19 protein-coding genes and 2 tRNA genes are annotated in these 20,548 nt (G+C 54.7%); 9 read left to right on the top strand and 12 right to left on the bottom strand.

All coding sequences use genetic code 11. The features are described from left to right. Window position 1 precedes the first annotated feature (1 nt). From IEW73_RS07750 to dnaA, 11 genes are all read right to left on the bottom strand, one after another. Window positions 2–1,144 carry an alcohol dehydrogenase catalytic domain-containing protein gene (locus IEW73_RS07750; RefSeq protein WP_229675822.1) on the bottom strand — a complete coding sequence of 381 codons (1,143 nt, stop codon included), beginning with the start codon at window positions 1,142–1,144 and terminating at the stop codon, window positions 2–4. A 106-nt stretch (window positions 1,145–1,250) separates the two neighbouring features. Further along, window positions 1,251–1,323: transfer RNA gene (locus IEW73_RS07745), tRNA-Ala, on the bottom strand. Then, the gene (locus IEW73_RS07740; RefSeq protein ID WP_188672387.1) at window positions 1,324–1,470 is read right to left on the bottom strand and encodes a hypothetical protein; all 147 of its coding nucleotides are present in this window, start codon (window positions 1,468–1,470) and stop codon (window positions 1,324–1,326) included. It lies immediately after the preceding tRNA gene. Window positions 1,471–1,489: 19 nt separating this feature from the next. Beyond that, a tRNA-Ile gene (locus IEW73_RS07735) sits at window positions 1,490–1,563 on the bottom strand. A 79-nt stretch (window positions 1,564–1,642) separates the two neighbouring features. Next, window positions 1,643–2,179, bottom strand: coding sequence for a DUF3566 domain-containing protein (locus IEW73_RS16715; RefSeq protein ID WP_372433619.1), 537 nt, complete (start codon window positions 2,177–2,179; stop codon window positions 1,643–1,645). After that, window positions 2,180–4,681 carry a DNA gyrase subunit A gene (gene gyrA / locus IEW73_RS07725; protein WP_188672384.1) on the bottom strand — a complete coding sequence of 834 codons (2,502 nt, stop codon included), beginning with the start codon at window positions 4,679–4,681 and terminating at the stop codon, window positions 2,180–2,182. It lies immediately after the preceding gene. A 93-nt stretch (window positions 4,682–4,774) separates the two neighbouring features. After that, a complete protein-coding gene (gene gyrB, locus IEW73_RS07720; protein ID WP_188672381.1) occupies window positions 4,775–6,805 on the bottom strand; it encodes a DNA topoisomerase (ATP-hydrolyzing) subunit B in 2,031 nt (676 codons plus the stop codon). A gap of 146 nt (window positions 6,806–6,951) precedes the next feature. After that, entirely contained in the window at window positions 6,952–7,509 is a 558-nt protein-coding gene (locus IEW73_RS07715) for a DciA family protein (RefSeq protein WP_188672378.1), read from the bottom strand. Further along, a complete protein-coding gene (gene recF / locus IEW73_RS07710; RefSeq protein WP_188672374.1) occupies window positions 7,509–8,705 on the bottom strand; it encodes a DNA replication/repair protein RecF in 1,197 nt (398 codons plus the stop codon). Before recF ends, IEW73_RS07715 begins: the two co-directional genes overlap by 1 nt. 6 nt (window positions 8,706–8,711) lie before the next feature. After that, the gene (gene dnaN, locus IEW73_RS07705; RefSeq protein ID WP_188672371.1) at window positions 8,712–9,899 is read right to left on the bottom strand and encodes a DNA polymerase III subunit beta; all 1,188 of its coding nucleotides are present in this window, start codon (window positions 9,897–9,899) and stop codon (window positions 8,712–8,714) included. Between the two features lie 599 nt (window positions 9,900–10,498). After that, on the bottom strand, window positions 10,499–12,007 hold the full coding sequence (gene dnaA / locus IEW73_RS07700) for a chromosomal replication initiator protein DnaA (RefSeq protein WP_188672368.1): 1,509 nt from the start codon (window positions 12,005–12,007) through the stop codon (window positions 10,499–10,501). Window positions 12,008–12,555: 548 nt separating this feature from the next. Between dnaA and rpmH the strand changes: the two genes are divergently transcribed. The 9 genes from rpmH (at window position 12,556) to IEW73_RS07655 (ending at window position 19,133) form a co-directional block, all read left to right on the top strand. Beyond that, window positions 12,556–12,699, top strand: coding sequence for a 50S ribosomal protein L34 (rpmH, locus tag IEW73_RS07695; RefSeq protein ID WP_013809365.1), 144 nt, complete (start codon window positions 12,556–12,558; stop codon window positions 12,697–12,699). 23 nt (window positions 12,700–12,722) lie between these two features. Further along, entirely contained in the window at window positions 12,723–13,112 is a 390-nt protein-coding gene (rnpA, locus tag IEW73_RS16710) for a ribonuclease P protein component (protein ID WP_188672365.1), read from the top strand. Window positions 13,113–13,116: 4 nt separating this feature from the next. Next, window positions 13,117–13,467: a membrane protein insertion efficiency factor YidD gene (yidD, locus tag IEW73_RS07685; RefSeq protein ID WP_229675821.1), complete on the top strand. Its 351-nt coding sequence runs from the start codon at window positions 13,117–13,119 to the stop codon at window positions 13,465–13,467. 4 nt (window positions 13,468–13,471) lie between these two features. Beyond that, the gene (gene yidC, locus IEW73_RS07680) at window positions 13,472–14,569 is read left to right on the top strand and encodes a membrane protein insertase YidC (RefSeq protein WP_188672361.1); all 1,098 of its coding nucleotides are present in this window, start codon (window positions 13,472–13,474) and stop codon (window positions 14,567–14,569) included. Window positions 14,570–14,613: 44 nt separating this feature from the next. Further along, the gene (locus IEW73_RS07675; RefSeq protein ID WP_188672358.1) at window positions 14,614–15,120 is read left to right on the top strand and encodes a Jag family protein; all 507 of its coding nucleotides are present in this window, start codon (window positions 14,614–14,616) and stop codon (window positions 15,118–15,120) included. A 399-nt stretch (window positions 15,121–15,519) separates the two neighbouring features. Further along, a complete protein-coding gene (gene rsmG, locus IEW73_RS07670) occupies window positions 15,520–16,206 on the top strand; it encodes a 16S rRNA (guanine(527)-N(7))-methyltransferase RsmG (RefSeq protein WP_188672355.1) in 687 nt (228 codons plus the stop codon). A gap of 2 nt (window positions 16,207–16,208) precedes the next feature. Beyond that, window positions 16,209–17,225: an AAA family ATPase gene (locus IEW73_RS07665; RefSeq protein ID WP_188672352.1), complete on the top strand. Its 1,017-nt coding sequence runs from the start codon at window positions 16,209–16,211 to the stop codon at window positions 17,223–17,225. After that, complete coding sequence (locus IEW73_RS07660; protein ID WP_188672349.1) at window positions 17,222–18,256, top strand: ParB/RepB/Spo0J family partition protein; 1,035 nt, start codon at window positions 17,222–17,224, stop codon at window positions 18,254–18,256. The genes IEW73_RS07665 and IEW73_RS07660 overlap by 4 nt, the downstream gene beginning before the upstream one ends. Before the next feature lie 163 nt (window positions 18,257–18,419). After that, window positions 18,420–19,133 carry a GNAT family N-acetyltransferase gene (locus IEW73_RS07655; protein ID WP_188672346.1) on the top strand — a complete coding sequence of 238 codons (714 nt, stop codon included), beginning with the start codon at window positions 18,420–18,422 and terminating at the stop codon, window positions 19,131–19,133. A gap of 102 nt (window positions 19,134–19,235) precedes the next feature. On the opposite strand, the gene IEW73_RS07650 is transcribed toward IEW73_RS07655, so the two are convergent. Then, complete coding sequence (locus IEW73_RS07650; protein WP_188672343.1) at window positions 19,236–20,408, bottom strand: N-acetylmuramoyl-L-alanine amidase; 1,173 nt, start codon at window positions 20,406–20,408, stop codon at window positions 19,236–19,238. Between the last annotated feature and the right edge of the window lie 140 nt (window positions 20,409–20,548).

The raw sequence follows: 20,548 nt of genomic DNA, 5'->3' as shown, positions 1-20,548 counted from the left end.
CCTACAGGTTCGGACGCACGATTTGACGGACCGCCGCACCCGCTTCAAGTCGGTCCAGGGCACCATTGATGTCGCTCAACGACACCTCACCGTCCAAGAGCTTCTCCACCGGCAGTTGACCGTCCCGCCACAGCGAAATCATCTTGGGGATATCTCGACCAGGCCGACAGGAACCCATGTACGAACCAACAATTCCTTTCGCCTCCGCCACGAACGACAACGCAGGCAGCGTGATAGTTGCGCTCGGCGCGGGCAGCCCCACCGAAACCGCCGTACCGCCACGCTCCAAAATCCTAAACGCTTGTTCCAACGCAGGAACAACTCCCGCAGCTTCAACCGCAAACCGAACGCCACCAAGACCTTTGACCCCCTCGTCAGCTTCGCTGACGGAGAAATCGTGCGTAGCCCCCAGTTCTCGCGCCAACGCCCGTTTCTCCGGACTGGGATCCACAGCAACAAGCGGATACGCGCCAGAAACCGCCGCACCCATTATTGCGGCCAAACCCACACCACCCAGACCAATCACGGCAACGCCGTCACCCTCGGAAACTCCTGCGGTGTTCCAAACAGCACCCACGCCCGTCAACATCGCACAACCGAACAAGGCCGCGATATCGAGGGGGACATCGGAGTCAATCACCACCGCTGATGAGTGATGCACAACGGCGTATTCACTAAACGCAGACACTCCAAGGTGATGTTGGATCGGGGCACCATGACCATCTCTGATACGCACTCCCCCACCAAGCAGAGTTCCAGCACCATTCGACTTGGCTCCAGCGGAACACAGAGTGGTTCGCCCTGACACACAGTACGAACACCGCCCACATTGCGGCATGAACGCAAGAACGACGTGATCCCCAGGTTTGATGCCACTCACGTCCGGACCGATCGCTTCTACGACGCCTGAGGCCTCATGGCCAAGCACCATCGGCATGGGCCGTGGACGCTGACCCGTCACCACTGACAAATCAGAGTGACATACCCCTGCGGCTTCAATTTTTACCAACAACTCACCCACTCCAGGTGAATCGAGGACCACATCAGTAATTGCAAGTGGTTGGGAATCAACAAAAGGCTGAGTTCGACCCATGTCAAATAAAACTGCTGCCCGCACCATATCGACCACCCCCGACGAGTTCATCTACTCATGCAAATAGTGGCATATAGAGGGCTGGTTGACGCGCTTTCGATAGCACTGTCCCACAACAAAAAAACATCCCAGGCATTTGTGCCTGGGATGTTTACTGTGGAGCCAAGGGGAATCGAACCCCTAACCCCCGCCTTGCAAAGGCGGTGCTCTACCAATTGAGCTATGGCCCCTTATGTTCTAGACGCTGCGTAAGCAGTTTCCAGATTGTGCCAAGTTTCAGCTTCGTAGTCTTCGTCGCGTGACTTAAAGTACTTCATCACGCTCAAACCAACAACTATGCCGATTCCTGCCGCGGCGAGCATCTTCATCATACGCATGTCGAAGACCTTACCGGAGTGGGCCTAGGAGGACTTGAACCTCCGACCTCTTCCTTATCAGGGAAGCGCTCTAACCGCCTGAGCTATAGGCCCGTGAACCGAGAAGGGACATTACCTTACTGAGCATCAAACTTGCAAAACTGCTGCTCATTGCACCCTTCTCGGTTACGGATCAATCGCGATCCGCGAGGGTTACTTCGACACCGCCAACGAGGTCGGCCGCGAGGTTGTAGATGAACGAGGCCAACGTCAACAACGCAGTGAACAGAATGAGGTTGACGAACCCGATTGCTGCCGCCCAGCCGAAGATCTGGCCTGCGCTAATGATCTCGCCGACCGCTCCGTCATCAATGATCTCCGTGAATGCGCTATTTAGGCGCTCCCACACGTTCATGAAGTCAAGGATGAGGTAGAGCGTCCCTACTGCAACCATCCAGACGAAAAACAACGCGACTGAAATGATGGAGGACAGTTTGAGTGTCGACCACGGGTCGATCTCCCTGATCTGGACGCTAGCGCGTAACCCCGCTTGTGCGGATTTCGCAGTCACTGTCACAGGAGGGCGACGCCGCGGCGGAGCGGTGACACTTGCACCACCCGCCCGCTTTTCCGACTCTGACGACGAAGTAGAGGCCGCGGCGGAGGACTTACGTGTCGTTACGGCTTCGCCTTCTGACTTTTCTTCGGGCGAGTTCTCAGTGGGTGCCACTTACGACTCCTCTACGGTGTTGTCAATTTCTTCAGGCTCGTCTGCATACCGGGCAATAGCGAGAAGAGTCGCTCCATCGCCCAAGTTCATCAGGCGAACTCCCTTAGTTTGCCGCCCAGCCTTTCGCACCTGGCTCGCCGCTGTGCGAATGACACCACCACCGGAAGTAATCGCGTACAACTCATCTTTAATGTCCACAATGATGGCACCAACAAGGATGCCGCGTCGTGGATCATATTGAAGTGTCAGTACGCCCTTACCGCCGCGGTTCTGAACTGGGTACTCGTCGAGCTGCGTACGTTTGGCGTAGCCCCCAGCGGTCGCGATCAGCAAGAACATGTTTTCTTGCACGACGTTCAGCGACAAGAGTTCGTCGTCAGAATTGAACCGCATTCCCTGCACACCGGAGGTAGCACGTCCCATAGGACGCAGTGCCTCATCCGTGGCGGAGAACCTAATGGCTTGTCCCTTTTGTGAAACTAGGAGCAAATCATCTTCACTCGAGCACAAAACTGCACCGACAAGTTCGTCGCCTTCGCGGAGGTTCACCGCGACGATGCCACCAGTCCGGTTTGAGTCGAAGTCTTCGAGACGTGACTTCTTTACCAAACCGTTCTTCGTTGCTAGCACGAGATATGGGGCATCTTGGTAGCTCTTGAGCGCCATAACCTGAGCGATCTTCTCACCTGGTTGGAAGGCAAGCAGATTCGCTACGTGTTGACCGCGAGCAGTTCGACTCGCTTCGGGCAACTCGTAAGACTTGACGCGGTAGACGCGGCCCTTGGTTGTGAAGAAGAGCATCCAATCGTGGGTTGATGTCACGAAGAAATGCTTGACCATGTCGTCTTGTTTTAGGCCGGCACCTTGCACGCCTTTTCCACCGCGCCGTTGAGCTCGGTAGAGATCAGTACGAGTGCGCTTTGCGTAGCCAGTTTCGGTGATGGTGACGACGACGTCTTCGCGGGCAATTAGGTCTTCGTCTGAAACATCACCTTCGCCACCAATGATGCGCGTCCGGCGCTCATCGCCAAACTTGTCGACAATTTCACGTAGTTCGTCACGAACAATTGCTCGTTGACGTTCAGGCTTAGCCAGGATGTCCTTGAGATCTGCGATTTCAAGTTCAATCTTCTCGAGTTCGTCGACGATCTTTTGGCGTTCAAGGGCTGCAAGCCTGCGGAGTTGCATCGCAAGGATTGCATCAGCCTGGATCTCATCTACGTCGAGAAGGTCCATAAGCCCTTCGCGAGCGATATCAACCGTTTGTGATCGACGAATAAGCGCAATCACTTCATCGAGCGCATCGAGCGCCTTAACGAGACCACGAAGGATGTGGGCCCGATCTTCGGCCTCTTTCAGCCTGAACTTCGTTCGGCGGATGATGACATCGAGTTGGTGAGCTACGTATAGGCGGATCATCTGGTCGATGCGCAATGTCCTCGGGACACCGTCGACAATCGATAGCATGTTCGCACCGAAGCTTGTTTGCAACTGTGTGTGCTTGTAGAGGTTATTTAGCACCACTTTTGCTACAGCATCACGCTTAACTGTGATGACGATGCGCATGCCGATTCGGTCTGATGATTCGTCTTGAATCTCCGAAATTCCGGCAAGTTTTTGGTCGCGCACCTGCTCAGCAATCGATGTAATCAGATTGTCGGGGTTTACCTGGTAGGGCAGTTCCTTGATGACAATCTGGGTGCGGCCACGGTTGTCTTCCTCAATTTCCGTGACGCCACGCATTTTGATCGAACCGCGACCAGTCGTGTAAGCATCCTTGATTCCGTCTGATCCGACAATCAGCGCGGACGTGGGGAAGTCTGGGCCCTTGACCCGTTCCATAATTGCGGCAAGGGTTACGTCCTCCTCCGCCTCGTAGTTTTCGAGGCACCAGAAGATCGCATCGGCCACTTCGCGCAGGTTGTGCGGTGGAATATTGGTCGCCATACCGACCGCGATACCACCAGAACCATTGATCAGCAGATTAGGGATCCGGCTGGGAAGAACGACCGGTTCTTTTGTCTTGCCGTCGTAGTTGGGAACAAAATCTACGGTGTCTTCCCGAATATCCCGCAGCATTTCCATCGCGAGCGGCGTAAGGCGCGCTTCGGTGTAACGCATTGCAGCTGGGGGGTCATTTCCCGGAGAACCGAAGTTACCTTGCCCATCGACCAGTGGGTAACGCATGGACCACGGCTGTGCGAGGCGAACCATTGTGTCATAGATCGACGAGTCACCGTGTGGGTGGTAGTTACCCATCACTTCACCGACGACTCTGGAGGACTTGACGTAGCCTCGATCAGGTCGGAATCCTGCATCGAACATGGCGTACAGGACGCGGCGGTGCACCGGTTTGAGCCCGTCGCGAACTTCAGGGAGCGCGCGACCGACGATCACGCTCATCGCGTAGTCGATATAGCTCCGCTGCATCTCCTGCTGGATATCGACCGGTTCGATGCGGTCGCCGGGGGTTTCGTCCGGCGGCAATGTCGTGTCGGTCATTTGCTCCTTCTTCTCTCCGTCGGTGCGCGGTGGCCCACCAACCTTGCCACGAAGGCGTCATTCTGCAGCGCCGCGAGGGTGCCGCTAGTGGCGTCACACATCAAGGAATCGCACATCCTTGGCATTGCGGGTGATGAAGCTCCGCCTGGCATGCACGTCCTCCCCCATTAAGATGGAGAAGAGTTCGTCGGCCGCAGCAGCGTCATCGAGGGTAATGAGGCGCAGCACGCGAACCGCGGGATCCATGGTGGTTTCCCACAGTTCCTTGGCATTCATCTCGCCGAGACCCTTGTAGCGCTGAACACCATCATTGGGCAGCTTACGGCCTTTTTCGAGACCAATTTTTAGCAACGCGTCGCGTTCTCGGTCCGAGTATGCGAAATCAGGTTCGCCCTTGCTCCACTTGAGCTTGTAGAGCGGAGGAGCCGCGAGATAGACATAGCCCTGTTCCACGAGCGGGCGCATGAATCGGAACAAGAGTGTCAGTAGAAGTGTCGAAATGTGTTGACCGTCAACGTCAGCGTCAGCCATCAAGATGACCTTGTGGTAGCGAAGCTTCGAAATATCGAAATCTTCGTGAATACCGGTACCAAGCGCGGTGATAATCGCCTGGACTTCAGTATTTTTCAACACACGATCAATGCGAGCCTTTTCGACGTTGATGATTTTTCCGCGCAACGGGAGAATCGCCTGGTGCATGGAGTCTCGACCGGATTTTGCTGAGCCACCGGCCGAGTCACCCTCCACCACGTAGAGTTCGGAGTTGCTCGGGTCATTTGATCGGCAATCAGCTAGCTTGCCAGGTAGACCACCAAGATCAGTTGCTGATTTCCGCCGTACAAGCTCGCGGGCCCTACGTGCTGCCATTCGGGCGTGCGCCGACGACACAGCCTTGTTGATAATGACCTTGGCTTCATTCGGATTGGCTTCAAACCAGTGGCCTAGGTTCTCGTTACAAGACTTCTGAACAAACGAACGAACCTCAGTATTGCCAAGCTTGGTCTTTGTCTGCCCCTCGAACTGCGGTTCGCTGATCTTCACCGATACAACCGCAGCGAGACCTTCGCGAATATCCTCACCGCTGAGGTTCGGGTCCTTTGGCTTTAGGAGCTTCTTGTCCTTGGCATACTTGTTGACAACAGTGGTAAGTGCCGCCCGGAATCCTTCTTCGTGTGTTCCACCTTCGTGCGTATTGATCGTGTTTGCGAAGGTGTGCACCGACTCGGAGTAACCATTGTTCCACTGCATAGCAATTTCAATTTCGTGTCCTTCACCTTTACCTGTGAACGACACAACCGTGGAATGTATGGGTTGCTTCGTGCGGTTGATGTGCTTGACGAAGTCGCCAAGTCCACCTGGGTAGAAATACGTTCGTTCCTTGACCTTGTGCTGGGGAGCCGCATCAACATTAGTTTGATGCTTGGCAGGCTCGGCGATCTCACTGACATCGTCGTCGACAACCTCAACCGCTGTAACCCGCTCATCAGCAATTTTGATGGTAAGCCCCTTGTTCAGGAACGCCATCTCTTGGAGCCGACGAGACACGGTTTCGAAGTTGTACTCGGTTGTCTCAAAAATGTCGGGATCGGCCCAAAACCGAACCACGGTCCCGCGATGTGTTGTCGGGCCGACGTCGACCAATTCACTAGGAACTGAATAGTTGTAAGTCTGCGTCCAGTGCCTGCCATCACGGTCAATCTCTACTTCGAGACGCGTAGACAGTGCATTCACCACAGAGATACCAACACCGTGCAGGCCGCCGGATACTGCGTACGAGTCTGAGTCAAACTTACCGCCAGCATGAAGCTGGGTAAGCACGACTTCAACCGTTGGTTGCCCCGTTGAGTGCATCTCGACTGGGATACCGCGACCGTCGTCACGAACCTCAACACCGCCGTCAGCGAGCAGGCGCACCGATACTTCTGATGCGTACCCTGCCATCGCCTCATCGACAGAGTTGTCCACCACTTCCCAGATGAGATGGTGAAGTCCCCGCTCACCGGTTGAACCGATGTACATTCCGGGACGCTTACGTACCGCCTCAAGGCCCTCGAGGACGGTAATGGATGACGCGCCGTAGTTATTCTGGGCGCCACTATTCTTTCCGGACTTTTGAGCAGCCACGGTCAGGTAGCTCTCCTTCTACAGAATCAGCACCGTCCCGCAAGCGGGTCGGGAGTGGCGGATGATCAATTTTCTATCTTAGTCGCACCGCGTCAGCTAGCACCGATCTCAGCCAAGATCGGCGCGGTGCAATTAGGGCTGCGGCTTTAACCGTACGTGTCTCTAGGACCACGGCCACTGATGTGCCGCTTACCTTTGTGCCAGCTCGGCCTCACAGGTCCCAATATTCGTAGCTTAGTGACTACTCCATTACCGACTGACGACGCTATGCGTGCGAGTATCTGCGACTGCATATATCGAAGCTGCGTTGCCCAAGCTGTGGACTCTGCTTGGACGATAAGAACCCCGTCTTCCAAGCCAGTTGGATGCGCATGCTCTGCGATGTCATCCCCTACTACACTCGGCCACAGTCCCAAGACTGTTCCCACGGAGACCTTTTCAGACCATCCGCGCCGCCGAGCTACCTGTTGTGTGAGGAATCCGAGTAGCTGTGGATCACGATCATCTGGGCGAGCGCCGGACCAACCACCGCGAGTCCTTCGCGGCTTAACGGAAGTGCGCCGTGACGGAAGTGCGCGAGATGAATCAGCCTTCGTTCCGGACATGGCACGAGCTTGGGCAAGCACGCTCCGCACAAGGTCAATGCCTTTTTCAGGAATCGGCTCCGCAGCAGAATCTTCATTCGTGGGGAGATCCTCGACCATTACTGCGAGTCCCCTTCCTGCGTTTCGACAATCGGTTCAAAAACTTGTGAAACTCGTCTCTTCACACTACCTTCGATGTCCGACAAACTCGCTGATACGCGGACCACCCGAGATACCAAGTTCTCTGGAACATCCTCCGCAACGGCTGCCGTAATCAGCACCTGCTCGGTGTTCTCAGCGATCCCTGCCAGCGCTTTTCGGCGATTCCGATCCAGCTCAGAAAACACGTCATCAAGCATCAAGATCGGTTCACCACCATCAGCGCGCAGCAATTCCAGCGCAGCGAGGCGTAGTGCCAGAGCCACTGACCAGCTTTCGCCTTGGCTGGCATACCCTTTGGTTGGCTGCTGCCCTAGCGTCAACTCGAGGTCATCACGGTGAGGCCCAACCAGACAGACACCTCGTTCGATCTCCCTATTTCGCTCACGGCGGAGGGTCGCTAAGAACAGCGCTTCTATGTCCGCTACGTCGCCGGCGAGATCAGCCTCATCCCCCAAATTACTCCGATATCGGATATGCGCCGGCCGCGAATCTGGGGCGAGTGTCGCATACGCTCCGTGCACTAGCGGATCAAGCAATGCAACAATCTCCAGCCTGAACTGCAATAACTGCGCCCCATAGAGGGCGAGTTGCGCATCCCAGGCATCCAAAGTATCCAAAGTGCTGTCATCCGAGCCGCGCCGCCGAACTCCAATCGTTTTCAGCAGTGCAGATCGTTGACGAACTACACGCTCATAATCCGAGCGAAGCGAGGCGATGCTTGGACGCCGCGTGGTCAGCAGTTCGTCGAGGTATTTTCGTCGCTCTGATGGATCGCCCTTAACTAGGGACAGATCCTCAGGAGCAAACATCACTGTCTGAACGATCCCAAGAATCTCTCGCGGGCGACGAACCGGAGAAGTATTTATTCGCGCTCGATTTGCCTTGCCGGCATGTAATTCCAGGTCGAGCTGCAACTCACGGCCAACATTGACAACGATTCCTGTAACTCTGCTGGCAGATGAACCTTCCTGAATTAGCGGCAGGTCCTGCGCAACACGATGCGAGGACAAGTTAGCTAGGTACTGAATCGCTTCAAGAATGTTGGTCTTCCCGTGGCCGTTCGGGCCCAGAAATTGGGTGCAACCTGGCCTGAGATCGATTGCTAGCTGATGCCAAGACCGAAATTCGCGAAGTGCGAGATGGCGAAGGTACACAAGTTCTCAGCCTGGGAGACGGACAGGCATGAGCAAGTAGGTGTACTCACTGTCCCGAGCAGCAAAGGCTCCGTCTTCACCGTCTGGAAGTTCGACATCGGAATCCGCCGGCTGCAGAACGGCGGGCCGGCTCGGCAAGGTGAAACCGAAGACGACCTTATCCGTGTGCAGCGAGTTCAACCCGTCGATGAGATAGCCAGGATTAAACGCAATGACTAGTGGTTCACCCCGAAACTCAATTGGCAAAGTTTCCTCGGCTTGACCTGCATCATCTCCGCCGGCGGAGATCTGAAGTCCGTCGTGCGAAAAGTCCATCCGGATTTGTGCGCCACGCTCTGCGAGCAATGCAACACGTTTGATTGCCTCGATCAGAGAAGCGACCTCGAGTGCGGCCATCGCTGTGTGCGTCTTAGGCAATAGCTGACGGAACTTCGGGAACTCGGCATCAAGCAGTCGCGATGTGGTTCGTCTCGTGGAGCTGATGATCCCCAGTAGGCCTTCGCTGGCGAGCGAGTGCCCCTCACCGAGCGCAATTTTCACAATCGAATTGCCTGATCCCCCAACCGATTTACCCGCTTCTGACAGCGTTTTCGCCGGCACAAGGACGGATATCTCGGTATCTGCCTTCTCAGGAATCCAATCAATTGATCGGACTGCGAGTCGAAATCGATCTGTGGCTGCGAGAACTACTGATGACCCAGAAATCTCGAGGCGAATTCCAGTCAGCATCGGCAAGGTGTCATCTTTGCCAGCGGCTATCGCTACCTGGGAAATCGCTTCGGTGAATACATCACCAGTCAAAGACCCTGTAACGGCCGGCACCGCGGGGAGTTGCGGGTAATCCTCGACGGACATCATTGGAAGGCTGAACTTGGCGTTTCCGCAGAGAATGCGTACCCGAGTTCCATCAACTTCGACATCCACGGGCCGAGCCGGCAGCGATTTTGTGATGTCGGCAAGCAATCTGCCTGAAACCAAGACTCGACCGGCTCCAGAAACCTCAGCCGGCACATTGATCTGGGTCGACGTTTCGTAGTCGAACCCTGAGATTGTCAAGCCGGCCTCAGATGTTTCCAACAAGACGCATTGCAGGACTGGAACTGTCGGTCGGCTCGGAAGGTTGCGTGCGACCCAGGTAACACCGTCAGAGAAATCGTCGCGTACAACGCGAAATTTCAAGTTCGTAAGTTCCATGGGTCGGACATGTCCTCTCACTGCTTCGAAAGTGTGGTGCCTCAACAACCAATGTGTGTGGGATCTCAGTCGTTAGCGCTTCCCCACAGTAATGCATTGAGGGCCAGAGTAGGAGCGGTGGAGCAACTTTTCGCTCTACGTCTGAGCCGAGCCGGCAGGGGGACGTTGTGGTTGGACCGTGCGAACGGTGAATGGTCCACAGTCTCTACTTTTTTCTTTTATCTATTAAGAGAAATAAGTAGTAGTAATAGGTGGTGTGGATTCTGTGGACAGGGGCTTGAGTTCGCAGGTTACAGCTCCGCTAGCTTGGGGATGGGTGGTTGAACAACAAGTGGATAGCCGGCCCCCGATTGTGGATAGATTCCAGCCCTGTGTGTAAGTAGTTGAGTTTTCCACAGCTATTCACAGTTATGCACACTGTTGTCCACATGTTGTGTGGACTGATTTCCTCAGCAAAAGTAGTACGGATGTACTATAAATTGACGGCGTGTCGACGACTCGTGTCGACGGTTCGGATCCTGATTTCACTAGTGCTTAGAGCGTGAAAAGGCTCGGGGTGGGACCACATGTGGTCCCACCCCGAGCCTTTTCACGCCTGTCTAAATTTTGGATCGCTGTCTAACGCGAGCGGTGAGCTCCTGAATCTGTTCGTACACGCTGCGATTGCTGTTCATGTCAGAGCGGATCTTTCGGTCAGCATGCATCACTGTCGTATGATCTCGGCCGAACGTGTGTCCGATCTTAGGTAGCGACAGATCGGTGAGCTCCCTGCATAAGTACATGGCGATTTGGCGAGCCTGTGCGACAGATCTGGTTCGCCCAGGGCCACACAATTCGTCCATGCTGACACCGAAGTACTCAACAACAGCGTTCATGATCGTTGCTGCGGTGATCTCAAGACTGCGGGAGTCTGGAGCTAGATCTCTCAACACGATCTCCGCTAGCCGCAAATCAATCAGTTGCTGATTGAGCGATGCATATGCGGTGACACGGATCAGTGCACCTTCCAACTCGCGGATATTGCGCTCTACTCTGCTTGCAATGAAGGCAAGTACATCATCAGGCACCTGAAGTCGGTCCATCTGCGCCTTCTTGCTGAGGATTGCGATCCGCGTCTCCAGCTCAGGTGGTTGGACATCAGTCGTGAGGCCCCACTCGAATCGTGTGCGTAGGCGTTCTTCCAACGTCGCCAATTGCTTCGGCGGCCGGTCAGACGAGATCAAAATCTGCTTGTTGGCGTTGTGCAACGTATTGAAGGTATGGAAAAACTCTTCCTGGATACCTTCTTTGTTCTCGATGAACTGGATGTCATCGATCAGAAGCAAATCGATGTCGCGGTAGCGGCGCTTAAATGCAACGCGGCGGTCATCGCGCAAACTGTTAATGAAGTCGTTCGTAAATTCTTCAGTGGACACGTACTTGACGCGCATCCCTGGGAACAACTTTTGTGCATAGTGCCCAGTCGCGTGGAGCAAGTGTGTTTTGCCGAGGCCGGACTCACCCCAAACGAAAAGCGGATTGTATGCGCGTGCCGGCGCCTCAGCGATGGCAACTGCAGCTGCGTGTGCGAACCGGTTTGATGCGCCAATGACAAACGTATCGAACGTGTACTTCGGATTGAGGCTTGACTTAGAGGAGACTGGTCGTGGCGGCGTTGGAGTCTGCGAAAAATAAAGCGGCCAACCGGGGTGCGGGTTGTCGAAAGTGTCAGAACCTTCAGAAGATTCCGGGTCAACAGTCCCGAACGTATCGCTCTGCATCGCTTCGCCGATACCGCCAGAACCGTTTTCAGTGGCTGGACCTGTGTCCCCCGTGAACTCGTCCGTGGCGTTCACGCGCACCGCAAGTTCGACTGGTTCCCCGAGGTGCCGGCTTAGAGTCTCAGTGACTATATGTCGAAGGTTACTTTCAATGGCCTTCTTTGCAAATGCAGTTGGTGCTGCAAGAAGTGCGAACCCGTTGGAGAAGTCGAGCGGTTTGATTAGCGGAAGTAGGGCTCTGTCTTTACGACTGAGGAGCTGTGACTGGCCGGCTTGACCGTGGCCTTCGACTAGCTCTTCAACTACTTTCGTCCAAATCTCCGTCAGAGTCCGTGGATCATTCTCCACGATCCAACCCTTCCGCTGCTCCTATAGGAATCAATCTCACTACCCCACCCTCGGCGTGCAATCTGAAACCGATGCGCGACATCCATACGAACATTCGTGAGGTCGAAGAAGCCGCCGCGTATCGCTCAAGGAAAATTATCCACACACTTATCCACAGCTGTGGAGAAGTGTGTGGAAGCTAGTACACTACACCCCTGGAAGGGCGAAGTGCACCACCGTGCCACAGATACTGGCGCTCGTATTTAAGTGTCGTCGCGTCGCTAGGATTTACGTGCTTTCCATCTGCACTTCACCGCAGGGCAAAGTCTTCGAAACGTGCATCTGAGCTGAGACGCTAACAATAGATAGCGCATCGACGCAATAGTTTTGTCATTATTCCAGTTCAGCACGTGTTCAGTTCAGCAAATCTCCCGAACATGCTCCCAAATTGCTAGCTGGAGTTGTTCGAGTTTGACCACACGCAAGAACCTGAGTAGTCTCGTGCAGTCACCAAACGTAGTTAAATCACCTGCATCGCAACGATGCAATCTATAAGAGGAGTGTTGACCGTGGCGAAAGGCAAACGGACTTTCCAGCCTAACAATCGCCGTCGGGCGCGCGTTCACGGCTTCCGTCTTCGTATGCGTACTCGCGCCGGCCGGAGCATTATCTCCGCTCGTCGTCGTAAGGGCCGTGCCGAGCTCGCTGTGTAGGGGCTAGTTGTTCCAGTGAGGCAATGACGGTGCTACCACAGTCGCAGCGCTTGCGCAGCCACCATGAGTTTTCATTAGTGCTTCGTAGCGGCAAAAAAGTGCGCCAGAGATGTTTCGTTGTTTACTTCTTGTCTCACCCCGCAACAGGTCACTCCCCGGACGATGCACCGTTTGTCCGTTGGGGAGGACCGCGATTTGGTCTTATTGTGAATAAGGCGCTCGGATCAGCTGTGGATCGTCATCGCGTGTCGCGACAACTGCGACACGCGATTCTGTATGTATCCGATGATGTGAATAGCGACGTAGACGTAGTAATTAGAGCCTTTCCAAGCGCGAGGCAGGCGTCTACAAGCGAATTGGCAGCGCAGTTGCAACGAGCTTTGCACCAGGTCACCAAGGCAAGGGGACGGTAGCACTGTGAATAGTGTGAATGGATCGCATTCAGACTCCGCAGTGCGCCAGTTTTTCCTGTTTCTGCGCCAGATCCCGTCTCGCATCTTGATCTGGTGTGTCCAGTTTTATCGCACGTGGATATCTCCCTACCGCCTGCCCACCTGTCGGTTTAGCCCAACGTGCAGTGAGTATGCAGCTGAGGCGCTCCAACAGCATGGAGCGGCTAAGGGGGCGTTTCTCGCTATCGTGCGCCTTGCGAAATGTGGTCCATGGCATAAAGGCGGCTGGGACCCAGTACCGGAACGGAATGCGCCCACTCGGCATACACCTAGGTATGCTCGTGAGGCTAGCGACGAAGTGAACAGGAGTACCTAGAGCAGTGCTCAATTTCATCTACTACCCCGTCTCCGGAATCTTGTGGTTCTGGCACAAGGTCTTTGGGTATCTGCCCTTCCTCGGGCCGGATCACGGTGTCACGTGGGCGCTGTCGGTGATCTTCCTCGTCTTCACCATCCGAGCGTTGCTTTACAAGCCATTCGTAAAGCAGGTCCGTACAACTCGCAAGATGCAAGAGTTGCAACCTCAGATCAAGGCTTTGAGGAAGAAGTACTCCAAGGACCGCCAGCGGATGGCGATGGAGATGCAGAAGCTACAGCGCGAGCATGGTTTTAATCCGCTCCTTGGCTGTTTGCCGATCTTTGCTCAGATCCCAGTTTTTATCGGTCTCTATCACGTACTTATGTCGTTCAACCGCACCGGCGGCATTGGTCCTGGCCGATTGAATATGACTCCCGAGCAGAATGTTCGCGAGCCTAACTACGTCTTTAGCGTCGACGATGTCCAGTCGTTCCTGGACGCACGCTTATTTGGTTCTCCACTTTCCGCGGCCATTGCGCACAGTGAAGACTTGTACCTGGCGTTTGGTGTCCCTGAGCTTGTGAATGGTATCCCCAGCCGGACAGCTGTTGCATTCGTTGCTATTCCGTTGATGATTGTCGCTTCTATTGCGACGCACCTCAATGCTCGACACTCGATATCGCGCCAGACTGCGGAAGTGGCGGAGCAGCCACAAACCGCAATCATGAACCGCCTAGCGCTATATATCTTCCCGTTCGGTGTTCTCGTCGGTGGTCCCTTCCTGCCGGTCGCAGTGCTTCTTTACTGGGTGGCTAACAACGCCTGGACCCTGGGCCAGCAGAAGATCGTATACAACCAGATCGATCGTGAAGAAGAAGCGAAACGACAAGAGGCGATCGAACGACGTGATTCATATGCTCCGCGGCCTGGTGCTAAACCGTCCGCTGTGAAGCGTGGTGATTCGGCTGACGCCTCGGTAGAAGGCGAAGCTGATGACGATACTGCTGACGCTAGCCCCTCCCCCACTGCCGCGCGATCCACACCTCAGGTGGGTATGCGGCCAAATAATCCTCGCCCTCGTAACCCTAAAGCGAAAAAGCGGAAGAAGCGTCGGCGCTAAATCTGTTAATTTCCCGATACTAATTACAGTAGGAGTGCACGGACGTGACGAATGCGGAAGCTGAGTTAGCGCCAGACCCAGATAATCTTGAAGAGCGTCTTGTTGAAGAAGGAGAGCTCGCTGCGGACTATCTAGAGCAGCTGCTCGACATCCTCGATTACGACGGCGATATCGATCTTGATGTTGAGGGCGACCGCGCGATTGTGGCGATCGATGGCGGTGACGATCTCAACAAGTTGGTTGGTAAACACGGCGAAGTCCTTGATGCTGTTCAGGAACTAACCAGGCTTGCTGTTCAGCAAAGCACGGGTAATCGTTCACGCTTGATGCTCGATATCGCCAACTGGAGGGCTGCGCGGCGTCAAGAACTTTCAGATTTGGGATCCACTGTTGCGCAGCGTGTGAAGAACACAGGCGTGAAGGAATCCATGAAGGCGATGACCCCGTTTGAGCGGAAGATCGTTCACGATGCAGTGGCGCTCGTGAGCGGCGTCAGAAGCGAAAGCGAAGGCGAAGAACCACAAAGGCGAGTTGTCGTACTCCCCGAGTGACGTTTCAGATTGTGAAAGGCGCTTGACTGAAATTGTTCAGTCAAGCGCCTTTTTTCACTTCATCCCGTAGTTCTCTCGCTTCTTCACGTCTTGGCTTCATCAAGGTTTTATGGTTGATGATTCAATCGTTGCCATCGTGCTTAAATTTCTGCCTCGCTGAGTTGCGCGAACCTTGGGCGCCCTTCCACAGTTGCAGCACCGGTTGAGGTATTACATCACTGTGACGTAATAGCCGCGTGTGGTGGCTTGGTGGCAGTGGAGTCTGATGAAGATGAATTTTTTGTGTTTCACGTGAAACGTGATGGGTAGTGGAGTGTGGTCGACTCCCGGAGAGAAGTAGTGACCTACACTTGTTACGAACTACACCTTTGTGGTTTGTCCCGTACCTTCTGCCCCTGGATGTTTCACGTGAAACAGATTCCGGATCACCTGCTCGACGCGGTGTCCACAATCTTTGGCAACAGAACCAACTTAGCGGAGCTCTATCATGAGTTCCTTTCGACCGAAGGTCTTACGCGAGGCGTCATTGGCCCCCGCGAGGTCGAACGACTTTGGGATCGTCATATTCTCAACAGTGCCGTAATTCAATCAATGATCGCTGAAGGCTCCACTGTGGTCGATGTGGGTAGTGGAGGTGGCCTGCCCGGTATACCGCTTGCGATCGCCCGCCCCGACTTGCATGTGACTTTGGTTGAGCCAATGTTGCGGCGCACCGTATTCCTTGCGGAATTCGTCGAAAAGTCGGGGCTCGATGTGACCGTCCTGCGAGGTCGAGCAGAAGACAAGACGATTGTCCAAGACGCCGGCGGCGCTGATGTAGTGACATCCCGAGCCGTGGCTCCCCTTCTGAAACTTCTACGTTGGTCACTTCCGCTGGTGCGCCCTGGCGGCGAGGTTGTAGCAATCAAGGGAGCAAGCGTTCAGGACGAGATCGATCGTGATCGCAAAGGATTCAGAAGTCTAGGTGTCAGTGACGTCGAGATTGTTCAGTGTGGAGCAGACGTACTCGATGTTCCGACCACGGTCGTCCGTATTAGAAAAGAGCAGCGACAGCGCAGTCGTCATCGCGAACAGAAGAGGAGTTGAGCATGTCACCTGACAATCAACGCGACGTTTCACGTGAAACACTGCTGTCCACGTTGCCTAAAACTTCGGTAGCGAATGATTCCGACGATGGAATTTCGCAGCAGTTTATCGACGAAATTATGAATGAAACCCCTATCGCAGCGGCTGCCCAGCGCGCCACCAAGGTCTTACATTCAGGCGCCGACAAACTGCCAAAACCCAGCCGTCAGCGTATCTTCACCGTAGCCAACCAGAAGGGTGGCGTCGGAAAAACAACAACGACGGTGAACGTAGCAGCTGCACTTTCCATTCATGGATTGCGGGTACTTGTCATTGACCTTGATCCGCAAGGCAACGCCAGTACTGCTTTGGGGGTTCCCCATAGTTCAGGGACCCCCTCCACATACGAACTCCTGCTTGGTGAAATCAGTCCGGATGAAGCAATCCAGGATTGTCCACTTAACGAGAATCTGAAGTGTATTCCGGCCACGATTGATCTAGCCGGCGCGGAAATTGAACTAGTGTCGCTCGAACAACGTGAGTACAGACTGAGGGCCGCGATCGAATCAGAAGCCATCAAGAAACTCGCCTTTGACTACATCTTGATCGATTGCCCGCCGTCACTTGGTCTTCTGACATTGAACGCGATGGTCGCTGCGAACGAAGTCCTCATCCCCATTCAATGCGAATATTATGCACTCGAGGGCGTTGGACAACTCATTCGCAACATACAACTGGTCAGCTCGCATCTGAACCCCCAACTAGCCATTTCGACTGTCTTGCTCACCATGTACGACGCTCGAACCAAACTTGCAGAACAAGTCGCTGACGAGGTTCGGGGACATTTTGGTAGTGCGGTTCTCCGCAATGTCATCCCCCGCAGTGTCAAGGTTTCTGAGGCGCCAGGCTATGGAATGAGCGTCATTGAATACGACCCAGGTTCGCGAGGGGCTATGAGCTATCTCGATGCCGGCCGAGAAATAGCTGAACGTGCCGCCACCACTCCGAACAATGAGCAATCTGCGAAGGTAACAGTATGAACCAGAATCGACGCGGTGGCCTTGGGCGAGGCTTGGCAGCGCTGATCCCAACCGGACCTACTAACGCGCCTCAGCTAGGCAATGCGGCCGCCGATCTTATTATTGGCGGAGAGTCGAGGGCAGCCACTCCCCTTGTTGCGCATGCTGACCCGTTGGTCGATGTTTCACATGAAACATTGCAACAAGAATCATCGCCCCGCGGTGTGGACCACGAAGTGCCACAAGTTGGCGCGGTGTACCGGGAGATCAACCCCGGGCTCATTGATCCAAACCCGAAGCAGCCCCGTCAAGTATTTGACGAAGACGCCCTTGATGAGCTGATCCACTCAATTCGAGAATTCGGGATGATGCAACCCATCGTGGTTCGTCCGCATGGTCAGCGGTTCCAACTCGTCATGGGTGAACGACGTTGGCGAGCTGGATTGGCCCTACAGCTTTCAACGGTTCCGGTTATCGTCCGCGAAACTGCAGACCAGTCACTTCTCCGGGATGCCCTACTGGAGAATATCCATCGGGTTCAACTCAACCCCCTAGAAGAAGCGGCGGCGTACCAACAGCTGCTCGAAGAGTTTGACGTTACCCACGATGAATTGGCGGGAAGACTTGGTCGTTCCCGTCCAGTTGTGACAAACATGATCCGCCTCTTGAAGCTACCTATCGCGGTCCAAAGGCGTGTTGCCGCAGGTGTATTGTCGGCTGGCCATGCGCGGGCGTTGTTGGGTGTGACGCGTGGTGCTGAAGCTCAAGAGAACCTCGCGGCTCGCATTGTTGCTGAAGGACTTTCAGTTCGGGCCACAGAAGAGGCAGTAATACTTCTCAACCGTGGAACGGAGCAGCCCCTCCCCCACGACCAGAAAAAACCGGCATCGCAACCCCGCCCTGAACTAGACACAGTCGCACACCACTTGTCGGACAGCTTTGATACGAAAGTGACAGTGAGCCTAGGAAAGCGAAAAGGCAAGATCGTTGTCGAGTTCGGTTCGGTGGAGGACCTGGAAAGAATCGTGTCCCTAATGGGCACCGCGAACTGAATCAACGCAGAGAGGGTGTGACACGATCGACTACGGTCGATCGTGCTCAGATCATCCTCGTTGACAGTTTAGGCGAGTATTGTTGCCGTAGGAGCTCCTGCTCTCGCCCTGTTCGTTGACGGCTTGTTATAGGCAAGTCCACACATGGAGGACGGCCAACGAGGTGTCTATTCGGGTTGAACCGCTCACTCTCGATACTGTGCATCAGTTGCCACCACATACAAGTCGATGCCTGTTCTGGGAGATCGACCCAGATGCCATGTCGAAGTCACATGATGTGTGTGATTCTGCTTTTGAGAAGGAAGCCTGGATTTCCTCGGTACTTCTCGGCTGGGGATCGTGCGGACAGTTTTTGTTTTTAGACAATGCTGAGACCAACAGTGAGTATGTAGCCGGCTGCGCAATCTATGCACCACCCAATGTGGTCCCGCGCGCCAAGGTATTTCCAACCTCCCCCGTGAGCGCCGATGCGATTCTTTTGACCACTCTGTACGTTGACGGATTCGCTGAAGCTGAGGGATTTCACCAAACACTCATTCAAGCGGTTGTCGCTGATCTTGTTCGGCGGGGTGTACGTGCCATCGAAGCATTCGGCCATGAACGCGATGGCGAGATTAGTTGGCGGGATTTTCACGCTGTTCATCAGAGAGCCGGGGACTGTCGGCCACACACCTGCATGATCAGTGCGGCACGACTCCGTGATGCCGACTTTATTGAAGTTGCTCCGCATCCGGAGTTTCCGAGATTTCGTATCGAGTTGGACAGCGATCACGGTTGGAAGGCCGATGTGGAGTCCGCTTTAACTCGACTTCTCGAGTCTGCGAGCCTGACCATGACGCCCCCTGCTGAACCAGGAAAGGTCTCCGTGGGTGGTTGATACCGAAAAGGTACTTACGGTCGTTAGATTCGATCTGAGGGCGATTTAGACAGCTATGGCTGGTACTGAACGGATTCAGTACCAGCCATAGGGTTGTCTGGGCTATTTTTCGCGGCGGCCTTCAACGGCAAGTTCATGAGCAAGCAGTTCAGCGAAAGTAAAAGTTCCTGTTGGCTGATCGTCCTTACCGAGCAAGTACAACCGTTTCACTGCGACAAGAATCGCCTCGGCAACCACATCACGCATCTTTGGGTCGGCGAGCAGCGAGGCGTCGTTGCCGTTGGTGATGTACCCGATATCAATCTGCACAGTTGGCATTCTGGTCAGGCGAAGGACGTCCCACGTGCGTCCGTGTGATCGACAGTCCAACAAACCAGTACGCGCTGCGATCTCGCGCTGTAAAAATCCTGCCAGGACTGCCCCGATGGTTGACTCGGACCCGTTGGGCACTCCGTAGTGGAAGGTCGCTACACCGTGGGCGACTGATGATTCGCTGTGGCCACATTGCAACGAGATCATGAGATCGGCGTTGAGGTCATTCGCCATCTCAGCACGTTCAACCACTGACGGACATTTATTGCGAGGTCGGCTAAGGAACGTCTCCATTCCTGTAGCCCCCATGCGTCCTTCGATGCGGTTCGCAAGATCCCAAAGAATCTCTGCTTCCGAAATAGGGCCGCGTGGACCAGGAACAATCACACCGCTGTTTCGTCCACCAAGGCCTGGATCAATAATGATGCGTTTATTACGAAGCTTTGGGCCCGATTGCCGAACGACTTCCTCAGCAAGGATTGCGTGCGGCGATCCCCCAGTTACCCGAGCACCGAGCATTTCCAACGCTCGCAGAGTTGACGGCCCGCAGATGCCATCGACGTTGAGCCCGGACTCACGCTGGTACGAACTCAGCGCGGTGTGTGTCCCTGGTCCGAAAAACCCGTCAATGAGGTCGGTGTAGAAGCCGAGGTCTTGCAATCGCGTCTGAAGAGCAGCGACATCGTCCCCATACTGCGGGGCGGTGACGTGGTAAGCGAGGATGCGTGCGCCCAGCCGGTAGCCAGCCTCTTGTAGTGCCCTGTGAGTTGCTTTACCAACAATGCCGTCAACTAGGAGGCCTCGCTGTTGCTGAAATCCACGTATGGCTGTATCGAGCGCGGAGTCGAACTCTGAACTGGCCTCGGTAATGTCGTCATCGTCGTGGAGAAATCCAAGACTTATGAGCCGAGATCGCACTTCAGCGACAGCAGGACCAGAATCTCCTAGCTGAAGGAATTGCATACCGCAGGCCTCTTTCTGGGGATTGTGCCGGACTGGCGACGGAAGACTCTCACTCCGACGCCAGTCCGTAGCGCGGTCAGCAGCAAACCGTTGAGAATCAAGTTGAGTCTCTCGCGGGTTATCTTACTTGTTTGCTGCTG

Origin of the sequence: Hoyosella rhizosphaerae, from assembly GCF_014643175.1 — a bacterium.
Classification (GTDB): domain Bacteria; phylum Actinomycetota; class Actinomycetes; order Mycobacteriales; family Mycobacteriaceae; genus Lolliginicoccus; species Lolliginicoccus rhizosphaerae.
Note: the sequence above shows the minus strand (reverse complement) of the source record. Positions and strands in the feature narration are given on the sequence as shown.

Excerpts from the sequence above, each read along its gene's own strand:
- IEW73_RS07750 (WP_229675822.1), bottom strand. The coding sequence starts at position 1,144 with ATGAACTCGTCGGGGGTGGTCGATATGGTGCGGGCAGCAGTTTTATTT.
- IEW73_RS07740 (WP_188672387.1), bottom strand. The coding sequence starts at position 1,470 with ATGCGTATGATGAAGATGCTCGCCGCGGCAGGAATCGGCATAGTTGTT.
- gyrA (WP_188672384.1), bottom strand. The coding sequence starts at position 4,681 with ATGACCGACACGACATTGCCGCCGGACGAAACCCCCGGCGACCGCATC.
- IEW73_RS07715 (WP_188672378.1), bottom strand. The coding sequence starts at position 7,509 with ATGGTCGAGGATCTCCCCACGAATGAAGATTCTGCTGCGGAGCCGATT.
- dnaN (WP_188672371.1), bottom strand. The coding sequence starts at position 9,899 with ATGGAACTTACGAACTTGAAATTTCGCGTTGTACGCGACGATTTCTCT.
- rnpA (WP_188672365.1), top strand. The coding sequence starts at position 12,723 with ATGACGGTGCTACCACAGTCGCAGCGCTTGCGCAGCCACCATGAGTTT.
- rsmG (WP_188672355.1), top strand. The coding sequence starts at position 15,520 with ATGTTTCACGTGAAACAGATTCCGGATCACCTGCTCGACGCGGTGTCC.
- IEW73_RS07665 (WP_188672352.1), top strand. The coding sequence starts at position 16,209 with ATGTCACCTGACAATCAACGCGACGTTTCACGTGAAACACTGCTGTCC.
- IEW73_RS07660 (WP_188672349.1), top strand. The coding sequence starts at position 17,222 with ATGAACCAGAATCGACGCGGTGGCCTTGGGCGAGGCTTGGCAGCGCTG.
- IEW73_RS07650 (WP_188672343.1), bottom strand. The coding sequence starts at position 20,408 with ATGCAATTCCTTCAGCTAGGAGATTCTGGTCCTGCTGTCGCTGAAGTG.